Here is a 19,794-nt window from a genome sequence, read left to right as displayed (position 1 = left end):
GGATCAACTGCCACAATGACTCAGGATTTCAATGACATATTGAACTGGCGACAAATCAGCGACCGCGTCAGCCTTTCAGGCCAACCCAGCGCCGAACAGCTGGCGCGATTGGCGCAGGCTGGCGTGACCTGCGTCATCAACCTCGGCCCCCATGACAATGATGGTGCGTTGGAGGATGAGCCCGGCACGGTGACGGACCTGGGCATGGAGTACGTCTATATTCCCGTGGATTTCGACGCTCCGACCGAGGCGGACTATCTGGCGTTCTGCAAGGCAATGAAGGCCCATGCGGATGACCGCGTCCATGTCCATTGCATCTACAATGCCCGCGTTTCGGCTTTCATGCTGCGATACGCCCGCGACCATCACGGCGATACCATCGCAGCCGAAGCCTTGATGGAAGGTATCTGGCGTCCCGGCGGGGTCTGGGCAACATTCATCGGGCGGCAGGCAGATGCGACCTTGCCCAATCGGTACGCTGGCTATGAATACTGAGCTGGGCCTGATTTCCGCCGCATCGACAGGATCACTCGCGTGACAGAAACCGACATCGTCTCTCCGCTCGAAGAACACCGCTTTCCATGCGACAATTGCGGGGCCGATTTTCGGTTTGACCCGGAAGCGGGCAAACTGATCTGCGATCATTGCGGCAACGCAGAGGAGATTGCCGAGGTTGGCCCGTGGAAAGGTGCGATCTCGGAACTGGATTTCCGTCAGGCGATCCAGCAGCAACTGCCCGAGCAGGAGATCGAAGAAACCCGGGTGCTGAACTGCCCCAATTGCGCCGCGCAGGTCGAGTTTGACGCCGCCACCCATGCCGCCGAGTGCCCGTTCTGCGCCACGCCCGTGGTCACTGATACCGGCACGCACCGTCATATCAAACCCAAGGCACTGCTGCCCTTCGCGCTGGATGAAGGTGCTGCACGGCAAGCGATGAACACCTGGCTGGGCCGGTTGTGGTTTGCCCCCAATGGTCTGCAGGAATACGCGCGTAAAGGGCGGAAAATGCAGGGGATTTATGTGCCTTACTGGACTTTCGATGCGGATACGAAGTCCAGCTATTCGGGTGAGCGCGGCACGGTTTACTATGAAACCCGCTCGGTCATGCGCAATGGCAAGCGGGTCAATCAACGGGTGCAGAAAATCCGCTGGCGTGGGGTCACGGGGCGCGTCGCGCGGTGGTTTGACGATGTGCTGGTGCTGGCCTCACGATCCCTGCCCAAACGCTTTACCGATGCGCTGGAGCCCTGGGATTTATCCGAGCTGGAACCCTATAATCCTGAATTCCTCGCCGGGTTCCGCGCAGAAGGCTACACCGTGGAACTGGACGAGGGCTTTCAGGAGGCGCGCGCCCATATGGACCGGGTCATTCGCCGTGATGTGAAGTTCGACATTGGCGGGGACCGCCAGCGCATCCACGATGTTCAGACCCAGATCAGCGATGTGACCTTCAAACATGTGCTGCTGCCGGTTTGGCTGGCCGCCTACAAGTATCGTGGCGAAACCTATCGTTTCGTCGTCAACGGCCGCACCGGACGAGTGCAGGGCGAACGCCCCTATTCGGCCATCAAAATCGCCATTGCGGTCATTATCGTCGCGATCATCGCGGCCGGTATCGGCTATCTTTATGCCACGGGGGAAATGAGTTGATGCCAGACATCTTCCCGGCCCTCAGCACAATGCTGAACGCGCGGTACTCCTGTCGCGCCTTTCTTCCCGATCCGGTGCCGGAAGAAACGATCCAGAAAGTCATCCAAACCGCTGGCCGCGCGCCCTCCTGATGCAACGCACAGCCCTGGAAAGTGACCGTCACAAAAGGCGACGAGACCGCACGGTTCAGCGCGGCGCTGCTGGACGCCGTGAACACCACGGCCCCGGCCCCCGATCTACCCTGGCCCGAACGCTATACCGGCGCGCATCAGGAACGGCGGCGCATCTGCGGCTATCAGCTTTACGAAGCGGTGGGCATTGCCCGTGACGATCACGCGGCGCGCGCCAAGCAGAGCATGCGCAATTTCGAGTTCTTCGATGCCCCGCATGTGGCCATCATCCATTCCGGGGCTGAACTTGGGCCATACGGCGCGATGGATTGCGGCGTGTTCGTCACGGCCTTCATGCTTGCCGCGACTGCCCTTGGGGTAGGCTCCATCGCGCAAGCTTCGGTCGCGGCCTATCCGGACCTCATTCGCAGGCATTTCAACCTGTCCGAGGATCGCCTGATCCTCTGCGCCATCTCGTTTGGCTATGCCGATGCCACACACCCGGCCAATGCATTCCGTACCGCGCGGGCCGAGCTTGGGGACATATTTGACCCGCGCGGCTAAGCCCCTCAGCCCTTGGTGATCTTCACCTTCGTCGCCTCAGGGACCTCGGGTGTCCGGCGTGGCACTGACAGCATCAGAACGCCATCCTTAAGATGGCCCTCAATCTTGTCCCCCTGGGCATCGGCCGGCAGCCGAAATGACCGGCTGAACGATCCGAACTGGCGTTCCGAAAAGAACCATGTCTCGCCCTTTTCTTCCCGTTGGCTGGATTTCTCGCCTTTGACCGTCACGACCCCTTCGTTGACGGACACATCAATATCCTTCTCCTCGACTCCCGGCAGTTCTATCGAGATCCGGTAGGCCGCGTCATTCGCCGAGGCATCCGAGGCCGGGGCCAGCCAATCGGCGACGCGACTGCCGAAGTTGCGAAACGGTTCGTAGAAAGACGGCCACAGGCCTGCTGTATGTGATTTTTCAACCATGAGAGCTTTCTCCTTTCCATTGACAAGGGCACCTAGCCTGCCGGATGTGAAGGGGTCGCACATTGACGCCGGTCATGGCAGAATTCCGGTGGTCTGGTAAAATCAGGGGGGTTCTATGCGTGCCGTTTTGCAAAGAGTCAGTCACGCGTCGGTCAGCGTGGACAACAATGTCGTTGGCGAGACCGGCCCAGGCCTTTTGATCCTGGTTTGCGCCATGCAGGGCGACGTCGATGAAGACGCCGAACGACTGGCCACCAAGATCGCTAAGCTGCGCATTTTCAAGGACGAGGCGGGCAAGATGAACCGCTCGGTCGTGGATATCGGCGCCTCGGCCCTGGTGGTCAGCCAGTTCACCCTGGCCGCCGACACCTCGCGCGGCAATCGCCCCGGTTTCTCCACCGCCGCAGCACCGGATGAAGGCAAGCGGCTGTATCTCTATTTCGCCCATCGTCTGCGCGAGGAAAACGTTCCGGTTCAGACCGGTCAGTTTGGCGCTGATATGGCCGTCAGCCTGACCAATGACGGCCCGGTAACGATCTGGATGGAAAGTTAGCGCCCCACCTTCATCTTGCCCAAAATACTCACGCCGAAGGCATAGAAAACTCGCACGATTTTTCTTTAACCCCGCTTAGGGTTCGCGGAACGCTTCCTGACTTTTGTAAAGCGGCTTCAGCAGATATTGCAGCACGGTTTTCTCGCCTGTGTGCAACTCGACCTGCGCCTGCATGCCGGGGCGGATTTCCACCCGTTCCTGGCGTGGGGTCAGGTTGCTCATATCCACTTTCAGCGTTACTTTGTAATGCGGATCGCCATCGGGATCGCGGGCACGTTCATCCTCAAACGTGTCGGCGGATATGAAATCCACCACCCCCTTGAGCGACCCGTAAATCGTGTAATCATAAGCGGTGAGTTTGATCGTTGCTTCCTGCCCGTGACGGATATTGGCGATGTGTTCGGGGGCCACGCGGGCCTCGACAAACAGCTCTTCATCCAACGGAATGATCTCAAGGATCTCTTCACCGGGGCGCACAACGCCACCGATTGTGGTGACGGATAGGTTGTTGACGATGCCCCGCATCGGGCTGACCAGAACGGTGCGGTTCAACTGATCCTGTGACCCTTTCAGGTTCTGCTTCAGCGTCGCCAGTTCCTTCAGCGTGTCGGAGTATTCCTGCGCGCGCTCAAGCTCGGTCTGGGTGACAATCTCGTCATAGCGTTTGCGCGCATCGGCATCGGCCTTGCGGGCGCGGGTCACTTCGATCTTCGCGACGATCTTTTTCTCAAGCAGATTTTCCAGCAGGCGACGTTCCTCGGCGGCCTGGTCCAGAACCTGTTTGGCCCCTTCGGTGCGCTTGACGTAATCGGCCTGCCGCGCGCGCAGCAGCGTCTTTTCCGAGGCGATGATCTCGGGGCTGCGCGCGGCCAAATCGACGGGAATGGTGAAATCGAACTGGCCAGCCAGTTCGGCCTCAAGCCGCAACCGGCGGATTTCATGGGCGTTTATCTGATCGCGCAGATCTTCGACCGAGGATTTGAACTGTGTGCCATGCAGACGGGCCAGCGTGGTGCCCCGTTCAACGATATCCCCCTCCTGCACCATCAGCTCGGTCAGGATGCCGCCTTCAAGGTTCTGGATGATCTGCGGGCGCGACGAGGAAATGAACGACCCGTTGGCGCGCACGATCTCATCAACCCAGGCAAAGGCCGCCCAGAGAAGAAACAGGAACACCGTTGCCGTGCACATCCAGATGGTCAGGCTGGGACCGCGCAGGCGCGCATGCAGTTGCGCGTTCAGATTGGTGGTGCCCACAGCCATCTTATGATCCTCCCTTCCCGGCCTGCGCCAGATGCGCCAACACCTTGTCGCGCGGGCCATCCACGGCCATGCGGCCCGATTGCAAGATCAGCGTGCGGCTGGTCAGGGACAGGATCGGCACGCGGTGGGTTGCAATCATCGCGGTGCGCCCGTCCAGCCATTTTTCCAGACGACTGACCAGCGTGCTTTCCAGCGTCTGATCCAACGCCGCGGTGGGTTCGTCCAGCAGGCATATCTTGGGGTCCTGCAGCCACAGCCGCGCCCAGCCGATGGATTGGCGCTGTCCTTGCGACAACCCCTGCCCGCCATCGAGGATCTCCAGATCCAGCCCCTTAGGGTGGTTTTTCACGAACTGGCCCAACCCGGCAAAATCCAGCGCCTGCATCAGGCGATCATCATTGCGTTCCAGCAAGGTCAGGTTCAGGTTCTCGCGCAATGTCCCTGTGAACAGGCGCACATCCTGCCCCAGATAGCCGATCATCCGGCGCAGGTCGCGCGGTTCGATCTGGCCCATATCCGTGCCATCGATCAGGATACGGCCCTTGGTGGGCGCATAAAGCCCCGACAGGATTTTCAGGAAGGTCGATTTGCCCGACCCGTTGGTGCCCAGCACCGCAATCTTCTGACCGGGCTGGATGCTCAGCGCAGGCACATCCAGCGTCGGCGCGCCTTCATCCGAATACCCAAACTGCACCTCGCGCAGCTCATACCCGCCCTCAAGGCGTTCACGGCGCAGATAGCTGCGATCCTCGGCGGCGTCCTGCGGGGCCTCGGCAATGCTGTCCAGCCCATCCAGCGCAGATTTCACATTCCCCCAGCGCGCCATCGTGCCCGCCAATTGCGTCAGCGGGGCCAGCGTACGGCTGGTCAGGATGCCCACGGCGATGATCGAGCCGACGGTGAATTCCCCGGCAAAGACCAGATAGGTGCCCATGATCACCGCCGCCACATAGGTGGCCTGCTGCACGCCCTGGCTCCAGAAGGTGAGGACCGAGGCGAGTTGGCGTTGCTCGGAGGATTTCATCGCTGAAAGGGTGTTCAGCTCGCTCCATGCGCGGCGAATGCGATCTTCGGCGCGCTGGGTTTTGACCGTATCAAGCTCAAAAATCGCCTCGTGCAACAGGCGCGAGGACCGCGCCGAAGCGCCTTGGGTTTCCTGCGTCAGGCGGATCATCCTTTTTTGCAAAAGAAAGCCTGGGATCACCATCAGGATGCCACCCAGGATCAACACCCAGACGACATTGCCCGCGATCGAGGCCACAAGGGCAAGAAACACGAAAATGAACGGGATATCGGCCAGCGAGCCGATGGTGGAGGCGGTGAAAAACTCACGCACCGAGCCGAATTCGCGCATCGCCGCAAAGAGGTTGCTGGGCGCTTTGCCCGCCATTTCCGAGCGCATGCCAAGAATGCGGTTCATCAAAAGGGTCTGCACCTTGAACTCGATCTGCCGCCCGGCCCCGTCCATCAGTCGGGCGCGGGCCAGTTTCAAACCGGCCTCCATGATCAGGGCCAGACAGGCCCCGGCGGCAAGCACCCACAGGGTGGCTTCGGATTGATGCGGGATCACGCGGTCATAGACCTGCAGGGAAAACAGCGCGACCGCCACGGCCAGAAGGTTGGCCACGAAAGAGCCCAGAGCAATCTCGCCAAACTGGCGGCGGAACTGATCGAACTGCCCCCAGAACCAATGTGGTTTTGTGTCCGGGCCGGCATGAGCCTTGGCCAGCTTTTGCAACGGTGCCTCGGCGCGCACGATGATGCCGGTGAAATAGGGTTCAAATTCATCCAGAGGGATGGTCGCGCGATTGTCCGTGCAAGTCTGATCATAGATGATCAGGCTGCCGCGCTCCTGTTCGAGAACCAGCACGAATTGCCCGCTGGTCATCTGCGCCAGCGCAGGCCAGTCATGCCCCATACAATGCGAAATGCTTTGCACTTCGGTCAGCAGGCCCACCGCGGCCAGCCCGTTGGCCAATGCCTGTGGTTGCGGTTGATCGCCTGCGCCATCACTGGCCACCATCGGTTCCAGAATATCGCGGGCCAGTATTTCGACCCCGAGGATCGAGGCAAAGGTTGCGCCCAGCTCAGCACGGGCCTCGGCGCGTTCGCCAAAACGGGTTTTGGGCTTTTCGGCCGCTGCCGGGGGCGGCGCATCTGCATTGGAAACCGCGCGCAATGCGCCGGTCGTGCCGCCTGTCACCTTGAATGTGATGGGCGGTTTGCTCAAATCTGGCTCCCATCTGCAAGGAGGCCAAGCACCTGTGCCATTTCAAGCCGGGTCAGAGCGAGTTCATATTTCAGCCCCACCGCAGCGGTCTGGCGGGCGGCAAAGGTTTCATAGACGCCAACCACATCCATCACCTGCCGCTGACCCCCATCATATTGCTGCTGGAACAGGTCCAGATTGGCCTTGGCTTGCGCGGTCAAAGTGTTTGCCTCGCCCACCTGCCGGGCCAGCGCGCTATGGCGCTGCTCAAGGCGACGCAACTGCCGGTCCGTGTCTTCCTGGGTTTGGGCCACGCGGCGGCTGGCCGCCTCTTTCTCGGCTTCAATCGCCTTGATGCTGGAACCGGTGCCCAGACCCAACAATTCATCGGTGCCCACGTTCACGCCAAGGCCCGACCCATCGTCGCCCAACGCGCCGCTGGCCTTGACGCCGGGCAGAAAGCCCGCGCGCGCGATCTTGGCCTCGGCAATGTCGCGGGTCATTTCGGCCTCAGCCAGCATGACATCCAAGGGCTGTGCTGCATCGGCGCTGATCTGGATATCGGTCAGGCCGTCGACCATGTTCAGTGGCTCGACCGACATGGCGTTCAGCTCGGCCAATGCGGTCGATGCGGCCTCTTGCTGCGCGGCAAGGGTGGCGCGGATCTCGGCCAATTTTGAGCGGATGATGTTAAGATCGGACATATCCGACACGCCCCCTTCGACGCGTTCGTTCATGATCCACTCAAAATGCTGCATGTCCTTTAGCGTCCGCCCTTCAAGCGCGACCCGTTCCCGGGCCTCGGCGGCAGCAAGGTACAGGCCAAGGGCAGTCAGAACCCGTTGATTGGTGTCATCGGCCAGAAGGACGGCGGCCGCTTCGACATCGGCGGCGGCAAAGGCGCGCTCGGCCTTTTTGCGGCCGTTATCAAACAGCACCTGTTCCACCAGAATCTGGGTAACAACATCGCTGAGGCTGCTCAGGCTGATCCGGGGGCCGATCTGGGGTAGCCAGTTTTTGGAGGCCGCTTTCGCCCGTAGACGGGCGGATTGCAAATCGGCCTCGGCGGCGCGGGAATTGGCCGCCAGCACCGGCTGGGCCACGCGGTCAAAGGCGCTGCCTACTGGAAGAACCGAGCGGCGGGCCTGAAGGGCCGTGATGATCTGTGAATTCGCGGCCTCTTTCTGCCGCGCTGTGGCCTCGGCCGAGGCCGCTGCGTCGGGGGATTTGGCCAGAAACCTGGACACCTCTCCTCCGCCCTCGCCGGTGCCTATGCACCCACCAAGGGTCAGGCTTGCCACACACACGACAAGCGCCCCTTTCGTTGTTACCCTCTGCCCCATACACACGCCCCTTGAACGGTAGCTTTTTATAAAACGTCAGGCTGCGCGGCGAGGTACCCAACCGCGCAGCCGGTATTTTTTAGACGACGACGTTGATCTCGTCATCGACCACAACCGTGGCCCCATCCCCTAAGGTGTAGACGTTGAAGACCTCACCTTCGATACTGGTCGTGCCCGAGGCGCTGGCCCCGGTGATCGTAACCGTATCGTCCGATCCCCCCCGCACCAGAAGCTGGTCGCCGTTCTCAGACAGATCCCGCAGTTGCTGTTCCGTGATGGTCAACTCGCGCTGATCGCCCAGACGCAGGTCGATCTCGTCAATGTTGAACCCGGTCAGGCTGATGCTGCCCACGTCCACCGCTGTTGTCGCGGTTTCATCCAGCACCACATAGGTACTTGAGGCGTTTCCGGCATCATCCGTGTGGGTAACCACCAGTTCGGATCCATCCGGTATCGGTTCCGCGTTGCCTGACGCATCAAGGAAGAAATAGTTGGTTTCTCCCAGGAAGGCGTTGTTCATCGCATGAACGTCCAGTTCGGTGGCATTGCCGCTGCCGTCGACCTGATGGATCGACACGGCGTCATCGGTGCTGTCGGTCGTGACATTGCGATACCCGCCGGTGGATTCACGGAACGCACCAACCACGTCCGGGCTGTCGGGAGCGACCAGATCAACGGTCAGTTGCTCACTCAGCGACCCGGCATTCAGCGCGGTCGAATTGCCCGCGGCATCCGTGGCGTGGATGATCATCTCGTCTGTTGACTCACCCACCGGAATATCACCGGCAGGGATATCGACGGACCAGTTGCCAGCCCCGTCCACTGTGGCGTTGTAGGTCTTGCCAAACACCGCCACCGTGACACTCGATCCGGCCTCAACCTGCCCGGCCACCTGCACGCCATCGGCGGCCTCGGCGGCGTTGATCACGTTGTCCCCTTCAATCGGGCCATCCAAGGACAATTCGTTGATGAAGGTGTCGATTTCGATCGTGTCGGTCAGGGTTTCGGTATTGCCCGCCGGGTCGGTGACATTGACCACCAGATTGCCGGTCCGCTCGCCGCCTGAAATCTCGCCCGCTGCAAAATCAGCGGTCCAGTTGCCATTTGCATCGACGCTGGCCTGATGGGTCACGCCGTCCAAAGTGACACTGACGGTCGAGCCTTGTTCAACCGTGCCGGTGATCTGGAAGCCCGCCCCGGCCACGTCATTGTTGATCACGTCGGACCCATCCGTCGCCGTGGCCACATCATAAGGATTGGTGGCCAGGTTCAGCACCTCGGTATCCACATTCACCGTGCCGCTGACGTCGATGCTGTTGCCCGCCGCGTCGGTGGTCATGGCCGTCACGGCCGGGGTATGCGTACCCGGCGTGATCTCGGCATTGGTGTAGGTGGTGGTCCAGAAACCTGCGCCATTTGCCTGCGTGGTGTGGCTGACACCATCCAGCGTGACAATGACGATAGCATTGGGATCGGCGGTGCCGGTGACAGCCACACCCGCGGCGGCCTCGGCCTCGTTAATGGTGCCGTCCCCGCCGATTGCGCCTGCGTTCAGAGTCAGGCTGCCTGCATCGGTATCCACCGACACCGATTGGCTGAGGGTTTCGACATTGCCCGCCGGATCGGTCGTTGTGGCGGTCATCGTGGCTGTATAGGTGCCCTGCTGAATCTGGGCGCCGGTGAAATTCGCGGTCCAGCTGCCATCGGCACCCACAACCGCATTCACGGTTTGCCCGTTCATCTCAAGAACAACGGTCGAGCCGGGTTCGGTCGTGCCGCTGACGCTAAAGCCGCCCTGGGCTTCGGCGGCATTGATCACGCCATCGGCACCGCCTGTCTCACCCTGCATGGTGAAATTCTGCACCTGGGTGTCTACCTGCACCGTGCCAGTCGTGCTGCTGGGGTTGCCAGCGGCATCGACAGTGGTCGCGGTAATGGTGGCGTCATATTCACCGCCCGGCAGGGTGCCGGCTGCGAATTGAGCTGTCCATGTGCCGTCCTGCCCCACAACGACCTGCTGCGAGACCCCTTGGATTTCCACGGTAACCGTGGCGCCCGGTTCGGAGGTGCCGGTTATGGCAAACCCGTCCGAGTTCTCGACGAAGTTGATCACACCGTCGGTTTCAATCGTGCTGGTGTTGATCGCCAGATCATGGGGGATCGTGTCGATCTGCATCTGATCGGTGACCGTAGTTGTATTGCCATAGCTGTCGGTGGAGACCACGGTGACGCCGGTTGTATACTCGCCAATGGGCAATTCGCCCCCCGCATAGGTTACAGACCAGGTGCCGTTGTCGCCCACGGTGGTTTCATGGCTGACGCCTTCGATGGTCACGACAACCGAGGCTCCGACTTCGCCTGTGCCTGACACTTGAATGCCAGCATCGTATTCTTCGGCATTGATGATTTCATCAACCGAAACCGTGCCTTCGGTCACCGATGTGTCCGGGCCAACAGTATCAATGATGATTTCGGGGCCGGTCAGATTGGTCTCGGTGCCATCAGGTTCGGTAACCACGGCCGTGACGGTGTATTCGCCATCTGTCGGGAAGGTTTCGCCTGTAAAGCTGGTCTCCCAATTACCATCCTCATCCGAGGTCGTTTCGACGGTTTCATCGCCAATCGTGACCACGACAACCGAGTCAGGCTCGGCTGTACCGGTGATGGTCAGAGTTTCCGTGGTCGGATCGACATCATCACCACCGATAACAATCGGGCCGGGTTCATTGATCGTCGGCTCGATCGGGGTGTTCGGCGTTCCGCCACCATCGCCATCTTCATCGTCATCAAGCACCGTGGCAACGCCAACCCCTGCGGCCCCAACACCAAGTGCACCCAGCAATCCGCTGCCGCCCAAAATGCCTGCGCCCAGCATGCTGACATCTTCTTCTGCCCCATTGGCAACGGCGACATCGGTACCATCAAGGAAAATCAGATCTTCTGCCGGGCTCCATTTGCCCCACTGTTCGGTCGGGCCGTATTGCGCATAGACCGCGCCATCGCTGGCCTCGACCAATGTCACCTCGTTCAGATACCCATCGGCGCTGATGAAAAGCCTGCTCTCGGCGACACCGTCTGCTCCGAAAAATCCATCGAGGATGATCACGCGCCCATCGGCCAGCACGATTTCAAGATTGCTGCCTTCCCGGTTGTAAGACCGGATATCGGACTGCCTCAGATTTAGGGAGATTTCCTGATTTACGCCGGCGTCTATAACATGGACATTCTTGTCTGCCGGAACTGAACTCACTTGCGAACTGCCCGCACTTGTACGGACAACGAAATCGATCGCTTTCATAACACCACCACTCTACCTCAGTGACACCACTTTGCGCGGTGCCTTTTGTTGATTTATGCTTCACGGATACGCGGTTTTGACCACTACGGCTAGATATTTTTTTTCAGAAATCACAAAATGCGCCGCCGATGCGCAAATTTGGGGTGCAAATCCCATTTACATGTAGTTTCACCCTTCAAGCACCGGATAATCCGAGTCTTTTTTGCAACAGGCAGGGGATCGCCGCGCCTTTCTCTGGGCTTGACCTAAGGGAGATTGACGCTCAGTCTTGACCGAATTCAACGCGTGCGAAAGGCTCCTCGATGGCCTCATATCTGGACGACACTGTTTCCCTTCTGGGCGAGCTGATTGCCTACCCCACGGTCTCGACCGACAGCAATCTCGAGATGATATCCCACCTCGCCAACCGGCTTGAGGAAAGCGGCGCGCGGGTGGATCTTTTTCACGACAGCACCGGGGCCAAGGCCAATCTTTTTGCCACGCTGGGCCCCGATGCCGATGGTGGCATTGTCCTGTCAGGCCACAGCGATGTGGTGCCGGTGGTCGATCAGGTCTGGTCAAGTGATCCTTTTGAAATGGCGGAGCGTGAAAATCGGCTTTACGGGCGCGGAAGCTGTGACATGAAGGGGTTTATCGCTGCCGCGGTGGCGATGGCGCCAACCTATGCAGCGGTGGTGCGGGATCGCCCGCTGCATTTCGCCTTTACCTATGACGAAGAAACCGGCTGTTTCGGCGCACGTGATCTGATCGACAGCCTGCGCGCGCGAGACATCCAACCCGGCGTGGCCATTATTGGCGAACCGACATCAATGCGCATCATCGAAGGGCACAAAGGGTGTTACGAATATTCCACGCATTTTCATGGCCTTGCCGGGCACGGCTCATCCCCCGATCACGGGGTGAACGCAGTTGAATATGCCGCGCGCTACATCAATCGCCTGCTGGAACTGAAGGACGATCTGCGCGCCCGTGCCCCCGCCGACAGCCGGTTCGAACCACCATGGACCACGATCAGCACAGGTGCCTTGCATGGGGGCGTGGCTCATAATGTCATCGCCAGCGCAGCCCAATTGGATTGGGAAATGCGCCCGGTGCAAGCCACGGATGCGGATTTTGTGAAGGGTGAGCTGCAGCGATACTGCGAGGACGTCCTGCTGCCCGCCATGCGTGCGGTGCATCCTGAGGCCGGGATTGAAACCGAAGTTATTGGAGAGATTCAGGGGCTTACACCTGCAAGTGAAAGTGAAGCCAAGGATATCCTGATGGAACTGACCGGGGCCAACGGAGCGGATGTTGTTGCCTTTGGCACCGAGGCCGGGATTTTTCAGGACTATGGGTTGTCCGCCGTGATTTGCGGCCCCGGCTCGATCGAGCAGGCGCATAAGGCGGATGAACATGTCGAGATTTCGCAGTTACGCCAATGCCTTGAGATGCTGGAGCGGCTGGCGCAGAAGCTATAAGTCAAAGACGGCGAAACGTGAGGTAGTGCGGGGTGCGGCCTTCGCGGAGGGCTTTCTGTTCGTAGCGTGTAGAAATCCAGTCATCCCATGGCTGGCGCCAGTCGGAAGGACCTTCACAAAGCCATTCAAACCCATGTTTTGGAACCATTTCCAGTGTTTGGCGCACATAGTCCGGGATGTCGGTCGCGACCCGGAAAATCGCCCCCGGTTTTAGCACTTTCGCCAAGGGTTCAAGATGTTCGGGCGTTACGAACCGGCGGCGGTGATGGCGCTTTTTGGGCCATGGATCAGGGTATAAAAGAAAGGCCTTCGAGATGCTTTGGTCGGGTAAAACATCAAATAAATCACGCACATCGCCAGGATGGATGGCGATGTTCTGCACCTCGGCCTGGCGCAGTTTGCCCAGCAGCATCGCGACGCCGTTGATGTAGGGCTCACAGCCGATAATCCCGATATCGGTGTTCTGCGCGGCCTGGTAGACCATGTGTTCGCCGCCCCCGAAACCGATCTCAAGCCAGATATCGCGATCCGGGAAAAGCTTTTGTAAATCAATAGGATTGCGCTCGGGGTTCACGTCCCAATCGACGGCGCCGGGGGCGTATTGCGCGAGGTCTTCTTCCAGATACGCCTCTTGCGAGGCGCGCAGATGCTTGCCCTTGTAACGGCCATAGAAATTGCGCCAGGGGGCGCCGGAGGGATGGGTTTTGTCGCTCATGCGCGCTCTATGGACCGGAACCAGCGGGGGGATCAATGGGAAAGCTGCGAAACCGGGTTTTGCACAATTTGGGGTAAGTTTTGAGCGGCGAAAACCCAATTTGTACATTTGTGCGGTCCCGATACCGCCGCGTTTTCGACGAGGGCGCCACGGCCTGACTACGGATTTTCGCCCTATCGCAAATCTGCATCCCAAGACCGCACCCAAACGCCTTCGGGCTAGTCACCGCCCGCGGTCGCTCTGCGGGCAAGGCTGAACGTCCATTCAAGAGCGCCAATGTCCTCCAGCCATTGAACGCCCCGCCCCTAAAGCTGTGCTACGGCCCGCCAGAGCGGAGCTTCAATGTGGAGGCAAACTCTGACAAGTCTTGCTGGCGGGTTGTCGGGACCAAGCGATCACTCAAAAATCCTTAGAATGATGTTTTGTCATTCATGACATTTCCGGGCGGTGCGCGATCAATCCCAAGGAAGGCAACGCTTGGGTCACTGGGTGAGCCGCAAGCTTTGCAGGTTGGATGCGATAGATCCAAAGGCGTCCGAGATGTTCACACCAGAAGCGGCGTAATAGTTCAGGGTCGAACTTGCGCAATTGCGCAGCTTGGTTTCGGCAGTGCCGTTCTCAGGGACTTCAAAGCCGATTGTGTAGACTGTCACGCCCTGGCCCTTGGTGGATGTGCAGATGTTGCTCATATGGGTATTCTTGATCGACCCACTCTCGGCTTCTGACCCGACATAGTCGTTCCAGGGACCGTAGTCGCCCGTAATATCCCCGTAGTATTCCGGGGTCATATAGCCCCAGGCCTCTTCCCAATCGAGGCGTCTGTCAGTGACCTCCAACAAGGGATTTCCATCACCTGCGTTCACTCGGGCGTCGAACTCGGCTTGGTTCAGCCAGATGTCTTCGTCAATCGAGTAATAGTTCTCATCGTCGCGCAGATAGAACAGGGTTTCTGCGGGACCCGAGGGAACATATGATCCATTATCGAGCGCCATATCCTGTGACACAAGCTCGTAGAGGTCCGAATTGGGGCCACGATACGGTCCGTTCTGGTCGAAATAGTAGGACGAGGTATTCGCACCGTCCCCCATCATCACGATGATCTTTTTCGTGTCCGGCTCGGTGTAAAGCGCAGGGACATTTGTTAGTGATGCATCCACAACACCCTGGGCAATCAGCGACGTCGCCACTGGCTGGAACGTCGGGTCCAGCAGGGCAGCGCCCCATTTCATGCCGATATGGCCGGACGTATTGCCACCGGCACTCAGCAGATCAATGCGATCATGCAGCGCCTGTTCACTCATCGAAAAGGCCATGATCTCGGCATAATCGTCGCGGAAGCACGATCTCCAGCCCGAGCTGTGGAAATTATCAAACCCGCCATAGACAGACGTGTAAATCTGTTGCTGATACTTTGGGCCAGCCAACGGATCGAGGATCGGATCAATGTAGGATTGCTGATAGTCAGCAGCCTCGAACCGGAGGCAGTTTGAAAAGTCATGCGTGTCATCAATGTTGCCGATCATCGCATTGTAGATCGGTTGGCCCGGCGATGTTGTCCAGCTGAACGGAACAATTGAAATCACTGTGGCGCCCGGGTCGGATGTCGTAATAAGCGTGGTTACGAATTCCTTGGCTGCGACTTTCAGATTGGCCAGTTTGGCACCGGACATTGAGCCTGACACGTCAAGGACCAGAGATACTTCCAGCTTGGGTGTACGCACTTCGGCGGTCGCACCACCGGCGGCTGTCAGTGTATTCACGCCCATCAGTTTCATCAGGTAGGTGTTGAGTGTGACATCGGCCGTCGCCCTTACCCGGCGCGAGTTGAGTGTCGCGATAATATCGTCATCGCTCAAATCGTTCAGGTAATCGCCCTTGCCGCTTTTGACAAAGAAGTCCTCGACGATGGTTTTGATTTCTTCATCGGTGGCACCGGCTGGAGCACCGGCCCCGGCCAGCACAGCGCCGTCCAGCACTGTCTGTATCTCGGTCCGCTCCATTTCGTGGCGCATCAGGTCGATGCTGATACCGCCCATGGTCAGCATCAGGAGGAAGGTAAAGAAAGCAATGATCGCCATGCCCCCGTCTTCCTGATCGCGGAACGCCCTGGCATGGGCTGTGCATGTAGGCCGCCCCAATCGGGCCATCCATTGCAGTTTTGATTTGAGCAGTTGCGCCATGTCATCCCCTAGCTGGACGCAGCCGCGTCCAAAACAAGCACTTTCGTTCGTGTCAATTTAGGTACTTATTTAAGGCCAAAATGTGGCATAACTAACTAATAATTAACGATAAAGTTTCCAAACCGGGAACTATCCCAGGGGTTTAGGTTGTATTGGTTTGGATTCGTTGACAATCTCACGTGTTGACCAGATTCGCCGCCACAGTTTGAACACGAAGTGATTCACCACATTCAAAGTGTCTGGTTTCCGCTTGCCGGTGTGCCGACTTTTGAGCGTATCCCAATAAAAAAGCCCCGCCGGTGAGGCAGGGCTTTGGGCATGTTCTTATGGGGGGATCAGACGGCTTTTTTCAGTGCATCCGCCAGATCGGTTTTTTCCCAGCTGAAGCCGCCATCGGCCGACGGCTCGCGACCGAAATGGCCGTAGGCTGCGGTGCGCTGGTAGATCGGCCTGTTGAGCTGCAGATGCTCGCGGATGCCGCGGGGGGTGAGATCCATCGAGGCGGCCACGGCCTTTTCGATATCCGCCGGGGCGACCTCGCCGGTGCCGTGGGTGTCGGCGTAGATCGACAGCGGTTTGGCAACGCCGATGGCGTAGGAGAGCTGAATGGTGCAACGCTCGGCCATGCCGGCGGCGACCACGTTCTTCGCCAGATAGCGCGCGGCGTAGGCGGCTGAGCGGTCCACCTTGGTGGGGTCTTTGCCCGAGAACGCGCCGCCGCCATGAGGGGCTGCACCACCATAGGTGTCGACGATGATCTTGCGCCCGGTCAGCCCTGCGTCGCCATCGGGGCCGCCGATCATGAATTCACCGGTCGGGTTGACGTGCCATTCGGTGTCGGGGGAAATCCAGCCCTCGGGCAGGACCTCGCGAATGTAGGGTTCGACCAGCGCGCGCACATCGTCGGAGGTCATTTTCTCAAGGTGCTGGGTGGAGAGCACAATGGAGCTGACGCCGACGGGTTTCGCGCCCTCATAGATCACCGAGAGCTGTGATTTGGCATCCGGGCCCAGTGCAGGCTCGGCACCGGATTTGCGGACCTCGGCGAGGCGGCGCAGGATGGCGTGACTGTACTGGATCGGGGCGGGCATCAGCGCGTCGGTTTCGGTCGTGGCATAGCCGAACATGATGCCCTGATCCCCTGCCCCTTCATCGCCACGTTCGCCGGTGACGCCCTGGGCGATATGGGCGGATTGTTCGTGCAGAAGGTTGGTCACTTCACAGTGTTGCCAGTGGAATTTTTCCTGGGTGTAGCCGATATCCTTGATGCAGGCGCGGGCGATATCATCGATGTGATCCATGAATTCGTGCAGCTTGTCCTGATCGGTCAGGCCAACTTCACCACCGATGACAACGCGGTTGGTGGTGGCGAAGGTTTCGGCGGCGACACGCGCCAGCGGGTCTTCGGCCAGGAAGGCATCGAGGACGGCATCGGAAATGCGGTCACAGACCTTATCCGGGTGCCCCTCGGAGACGGATTCCGAGGTGAAAGTGTAGTTATTACGTGCCATGAAGTGCTCCATTAAATGTCACCGTCACGTCAGGAAGCCGTTGTGACGGGTTGAGGATGGGTACGCCCGGCAAAGCCGCGCGTCAATCGCAAAGTCAGGCCCGGCGGCGGGCCGTAGCAATCGCGCCACCAAGCCCCAGAAGCAGCAGGATCAGGATCGGCCCATCGCCGGTGCGTGCATAGAGGGTGGGTGGCAAGGGAGGCGGCAGCCGGGCATCGAGATACCCGGCCTCGCCCAGCGGTAATGCGGCGCGCACATGGCCTTGCCCGTCGATCATCGCCGAGATGCCGGTATTGGCCACCCGGATCATCGGCAGGCCCTGTTCCACGCTGCGCAGGCGGGCTTGCGCGAAGTGCTGATAGGGGCCGGAAAGCTGGCCGAACCACGCATCATTGGTGATCAGGAGCATGAAGTCGGCCCGCTCGGGGGCCGAGGCCACATCATAGGGGAACACCCCTTCATAACAGATCAGCGGGAGGGCCTTGCCCAAGGCCGCGACGTCGATGATCTCGGCGCCGGGGCCTGCGGTATAGCCATTGCCATCCTCGGCCGCCAAGCCGCGCAGGCCAAAGCGTTTGAGGTAGTTTCCGAAGGGCAGGTATTCGCCGAATGGTACGAGATGATGTTTGTCATAAAGCGCCTCGATCTGGCCCTGCGGGTCGGTCAGCACCAGCGAGTTGTAAAGCCTGAGCCCCTCAAGACGCTGCGCACCCAGAACCACCGGCACACCGCCTGCGGCCTGTGCAATGCTTTCCAGCGTCGGCTTGGCGTTGTTGAGCAGCGCCGGGATGGCGGTTTCGGGCCACACAACAAGGTCGGGGCGCGGCAGGGCGGCGCTGTAGTCGATCTGGCGCTGGAAGAAGACCGGGATCATTTCGGGATCCCATTTCTCGTGCTGGGCCGCATTGGGTTGGATCAGGCGGATGGTGGGCGCGTCCTCAGGGATCGGAGCCAAGGGGGCAAGCGCACCGCCTGCGAAGAACCCGGCCACGCCTGCAGCCACGAGGCCCCCCCCCGACAGCCAGCGCCGGGTCGCGAGTTGCCAGACGCCGATGGCCAGGGTGAAGGTGATCACGCATAAGCCCAATGCGCCTGCAAAAGCGGCCCATTGCATCATGCCTGTCCCGATCCAGATATGGCCCGGTTGTGCCCATGGGAAGCCGGTAAACACCACGCCCCTTGCGGCTTCCACCAGAGTCAGAGACGCCACGAAACCGACGCCTGAGCGGCCCGCCCACCGGGCCAGTGCAAACCCCGCCAACCAGAACAGCGCCAGGCCGCCGCCCAAGAACAGCAGGGCGAAGGGTGCCATCCACCCATAACGAGGGGCATCGACCAAGAATGGCTCGACGATCCAATGCAGAGCGACAATGAAATAGCCGGTGCCAAAGGCCCAGCCGAGCCACGCGGCGCGGCGCTCACCCGTGCTGGCCTGCAACAGCCCGAACGCGGCGGCGAAGGCCAGCAGGCTCAGCGGCCACCACCCCAAAGGTGCCTGCCCCAGCGCAGCAATCCCGCCGATGCCAACGGCGGCAAGGCCCAGGGTGCGGGCGCGGGCCGCTGCGATGTTCTCGATGATCCGAACCGGGGGGGAGACCCCGGTCATGTCTTGGTGAAACCGGGCAGACGCACGCGCAGGCGCTTGATCCGGCGCGGATCGGCCTCGAGCACCTCGATCTCGGTGCCGCCGGGATGTTCCACCACCTCACCGCGCACCGGCACCCGGCCCAGCAGTACGAAGACCAGACCGCCCAGCGTGTCGATTTCTTCTTCATCGACCTCGTCATCGTCGGTCAGAGACAGGCCAATCGCCGCCTCGAAATCCTTCAGGGGGGTCTTGGCCATCGCGATGTAACAGCCGGGCTTCTCCTGCGTCCAGAAATGCCCCTCGTCCACGTCATGTTCGTCTTCGATCTCACCCACGACGGTTTCGACCACGTCTTCGATGGTCAGCAGCCCATCGACACCGCCATATTCGTCAATCACCAGCGCCATATGCCGCCGGTCGCTTTGCATTTTTTGCAGCAGCACGCCGATGGACATGGAGGGCGGCACGAACAACAGCGGGCGCAGCATGTTTTTCAGCGAGAACCGCCCACCTGTGCCGTTGAACCCGTGCTTAAGGGCGAAATCCTTGAGGTGGGCGATGCCGATGGGACTATCCAGCGTGCCCTCATAGACCGGAAGGCGGGTCTTGCCGCTGTCGCGAAACACCTTGACCAGGTCGGCCTTGGAGATATCCGACGGCACGGCCACGATATCGGCTTTGGGTATCGAGACATCTTCCACGACCATACGGGCCAGATTGCCCATGCCATGGGTTTGCGTCTTGCCATTGCCCGCGACATGTTCGGTCAGCGGCGTCTCGGTTGGGGTGTCGTCGTCGCCAGAGCCAAACGCGCCAAAAATACGGCTCAGGAAGCTGCCCTGCTCTTCACCAGTGTCACTGTTGTCTTGCCTCGTTGGCTGCGCGCTTTGCGCTGCACTAGAGGATCCGTCGGTACTGTCGCCCATTA

The 19,794-nt window shown here is 59.9% G+C and carries 14 protein-coding genes, 1 pseudogene and 1 riboswitch; of the genes and pseudogenes, 5 read left to right on the top strand and 10 right to left on the bottom strand.

The window, feature by feature from the left end:
* The first annotated feature begins 15 nt into the window (after positions 1-15).
* The 3 genes and pseudogenes from V6N02_RS00875 to V6N02_RS00865 all read left to right on the top strand — a co-directional run bounded on the left by V6N02_RS00875 (position 16) and on the right by V6N02_RS00865 (position 2,324).
* The gene (locus V6N02_RS00875; RefSeq protein WP_371223350.1) at positions 16-495 is read left to right on the top strand and encodes a protein tyrosine phosphatase family protein; all 480 of its coding nucleotides are present in this window, start codon (positions 16-18) and stop codon (positions 493-495) included.
* Positions 496-534: 39 nt separating this feature from the next.
* Entirely contained in the window at positions 535-1,650 is a 1,116-nt protein-coding gene (locus tag V6N02_RS00870; RefSeq protein WP_371223348.1) for a TFIIB-type zinc finger domain-containing protein, read from the top strand.
* Positions 1,650-2,324 (top strand): annotated as a pseudogene (locus tag V6N02_RS00865) (nitroreductase). Before V6N02_RS00870 ends, V6N02_RS00865 begins: the two are co-directional and overlap by 1 nt.
* Positions 2,325-2,329: 5 nt before the next feature.
* Here the strand turns inward: V6N02_RS00865 and V6N02_RS00860 are convergent.
* Positions 2,330-2,746, bottom strand: coding sequence for an Hsp20/alpha crystallin family protein (locus V6N02_RS00860; protein ID WP_371223346.1), 417 nt, complete (start codon positions 2,744-2,746; stop codon positions 2,330-2,332).
* A 115-nt stretch (positions 2,747-2,861) separates the two neighbouring features.
* Between V6N02_RS00860 and dtd the strand changes: the two genes are divergently transcribed.
* Entirely contained in the window at positions 2,862-3,299 is a 438-nt protein-coding gene (gene dtd / locus V6N02_RS00855; RefSeq protein WP_371223344.1) for a D-aminoacyl-tRNA deacylase, read from the top strand.
* A gap of 75 nt (positions 3,300-3,374) precedes the next feature.
* Here dtd and V6N02_RS00850 read toward each other — a convergent pair whose 3' ends face one another.
* The 4 genes from V6N02_RS00850 to V6N02_RS00835 all read right to left on the bottom strand — a co-directional run bounded on the left by V6N02_RS00850 (position 3,375) and on the right by V6N02_RS00835 (position 11,412).
* Positions 3,375-4,562: an HlyD family type I secretion periplasmic adaptor subunit gene (locus V6N02_RS00850; RefSeq protein WP_371223342.1), complete on the bottom strand. Its 1,188-nt coding sequence runs from the start codon at positions 4,560-4,562 to the stop codon at positions 3,375-3,377.
* Between the two features lies 1 nt (position 4,563).
* Positions 4,564-6,792, bottom strand: a complete 2,229-nt coding sequence (locus V6N02_RS00845) for an ATP-binding cassette domain-containing protein (RefSeq protein WP_371223340.1) — start codon at positions 6,790-6,792, stop codon at positions 4,564-4,566.
* Positions 6,789-8,114 carry a TolC family protein gene (locus tag V6N02_RS00840; RefSeq protein ID WP_371223338.1) on the bottom strand — a complete coding sequence of 442 codons (1,326 nt, stop codon included), beginning with the start codon at positions 8,112-8,114 and terminating at the stop codon, positions 6,789-6,791. The genes V6N02_RS00845 and V6N02_RS00840 overlap by 4 nt, the downstream gene beginning before the upstream one ends.
* A 79-nt stretch (positions 8,115-8,193) precedes the next feature.
* Positions 8,194-11,412, bottom strand: coding sequence for an Ig-like domain-containing protein (locus V6N02_RS00835; protein WP_371223336.1), 3,219 nt, complete (start codon positions 11,410-11,412; stop codon positions 8,194-8,196).
* A 302-nt stretch (positions 11,413-11,714) separates the two neighbouring features.
* On the opposite strand from V6N02_RS00835, the gene argE reads away from it, so the two are divergent.
* Positions 11,715-12,872 (top strand): acetylornithine deacetylase, encoded by a 1,158-nt coding sequence (argE, locus tag V6N02_RS00830; RefSeq protein ID WP_371223333.1) that lies wholly within the window; start codon positions 11,715-11,717, stop codon positions 12,870-12,872.
* A 1-nt stretch (position 12,873) separates the two neighbouring features.
* Here the strand turns inward: argE and trmB are convergent, their stop codons facing one another.
* From trmB to V6N02_RS00805, 5 genes are all read right to left on the bottom strand, one after another.
* The gene (gene trmB, locus V6N02_RS00825) at positions 12,874-13,587 is read right to left on the bottom strand and encodes a tRNA (guanosine(46)-N7)-methyltransferase TrmB (RefSeq protein WP_371223331.1); all 714 of its coding nucleotides are present in this window, start codon (positions 13,585-13,587) and stop codon (positions 12,874-12,876) included.
* A 482-nt stretch (positions 13,588-14,069) separates the two neighbouring features.
* Positions 14,070-15,767 carry a pilus assembly protein TadG-related protein gene (locus V6N02_RS00820; RefSeq protein ID WP_371223329.1) on the bottom strand — a complete coding sequence of 566 codons (1,698 nt, stop codon included), beginning with the start codon at positions 15,765-15,767 and terminating at the stop codon, positions 14,070-14,072.
* 335 nt (positions 15,768-16,102) lie between these two features.
* Positions 16,103-17,278 (bottom strand): methionine adenosyltransferase, encoded by a 1,176-nt coding sequence (metK, locus tag V6N02_RS00815; RefSeq protein WP_371223327.1) that lies wholly within the window; start codon positions 17,276-17,278, stop codon positions 16,103-16,105.
* A 4-nt stretch (positions 17,279-17,282) separates the two neighbouring features.
* Positions 17,283-17,330, bottom strand: a riboswitch (SAM-SAH riboswitch).
* A gap of 42 nt (positions 17,331-17,372) precedes the next feature.
* On the bottom strand, positions 17,373-18,884 hold the full coding sequence (gene lnt / locus V6N02_RS00810) for an apolipoprotein N-acyltransferase (protein WP_371223325.1): 1,512 nt from the start codon (positions 18,882-18,884) through the stop codon (positions 17,373-17,375).
* Positions 18,881-19,792 carry a transporter associated domain-containing protein gene (locus tag V6N02_RS00805; protein WP_371223323.1) on the bottom strand — a complete coding sequence of 304 codons (912 nt, stop codon included), beginning with the start codon at positions 19,790-19,792 and terminating at the stop codon, positions 18,881-18,883. The genes lnt and V6N02_RS00805 overlap by 4 nt, the downstream gene beginning before the upstream one ends.
* Positions 19,793-19,794 lie beyond the last annotated feature (2 nt).

The organism is Roseovarius conchicola (assembly GCF_041403425.1).
GTDB classification, from domain to species: domain Bacteria; phylum Pseudomonadota; class Alphaproteobacteria; order Rhodobacterales; family Rhodobacteraceae; genus Roseovarius; species Roseovarius conchicola.
Note: the sequence above shows the minus strand (reverse complement) of the source record. Positions and strands in the feature narration are given on the sequence as shown.

Coding starts and splice junctions, on each gene's coding strand:
- V6N02_RS00875 (WP_371223350.1), top strand. CDS start 16: ATGACTCAGGATTTCAATGACATATTGAACTGGCGACAAATCAGCGAC.
- V6N02_RS00860 (WP_371223346.1), bottom strand. CDS start 2,746: ATGGTTGAAAAATCACATACAGCAGGCCTGTGGCCGTCTTTCTACGAA.
- dtd (WP_371223344.1), top strand. CDS start 2,862: ATGCGTGCCGTTTTGCAAAGAGTCAGTCACGCGTCGGTCAGCGTGGAC.
- V6N02_RS00850 (WP_371223342.1), bottom strand. CDS start 4,562: ATGGCTGTGGGCACCACCAATCTGAACGCGCAACTGCATGCGCGCCTG.
- V6N02_RS00840 (WP_371223338.1), bottom strand. CDS start 8,114: ATGGGGCAGAGGGTAACAACGAAAGGGGCGCTTGTCGTGTGTGTGGCA.
- V6N02_RS00835 (WP_371223336.1), bottom strand. CDS start 11,412: ATGAAAGCGATCGATTTCGTTGTCCGTACAAGTGCGGGCAGTTCGCAA.
- argE (WP_371223333.1), top strand. CDS start 11,715: ATGGCCTCATATCTGGACGACACTGTTTCCCTTCTGGGCGAGCTGATT.
- trmB (WP_371223331.1), bottom strand. CDS start 13,587: ATGAGCGACAAAACCCATCCCTCCGGCGCCCCCTGGCGCAATTTCTAT.
- V6N02_RS00820 (WP_371223329.1), bottom strand. CDS start 15,767: ATGGCGCAACTGCTCAAATCAAAACTGCAATGGATGGCCCGATTGGGG.
- metK (WP_371223327.1), bottom strand. CDS start 17,278: ATGGCACGTAATAACTACACTTTCACCTCGGAATCCGTCTCCGAGGGG.
- lnt (WP_371223325.1), bottom strand. CDS start 18,884: ATGACCGGGGTCTCCCCCCCGGTTCGGATCATCGAGAACATCGCAGCG.
- V6N02_RS00805 (WP_371223323.1), bottom strand. CDS start 19,792: ATGGGCGACAGTACCGACGGATCCTCTAGTGCAGCGCAAAGCGCGCAG.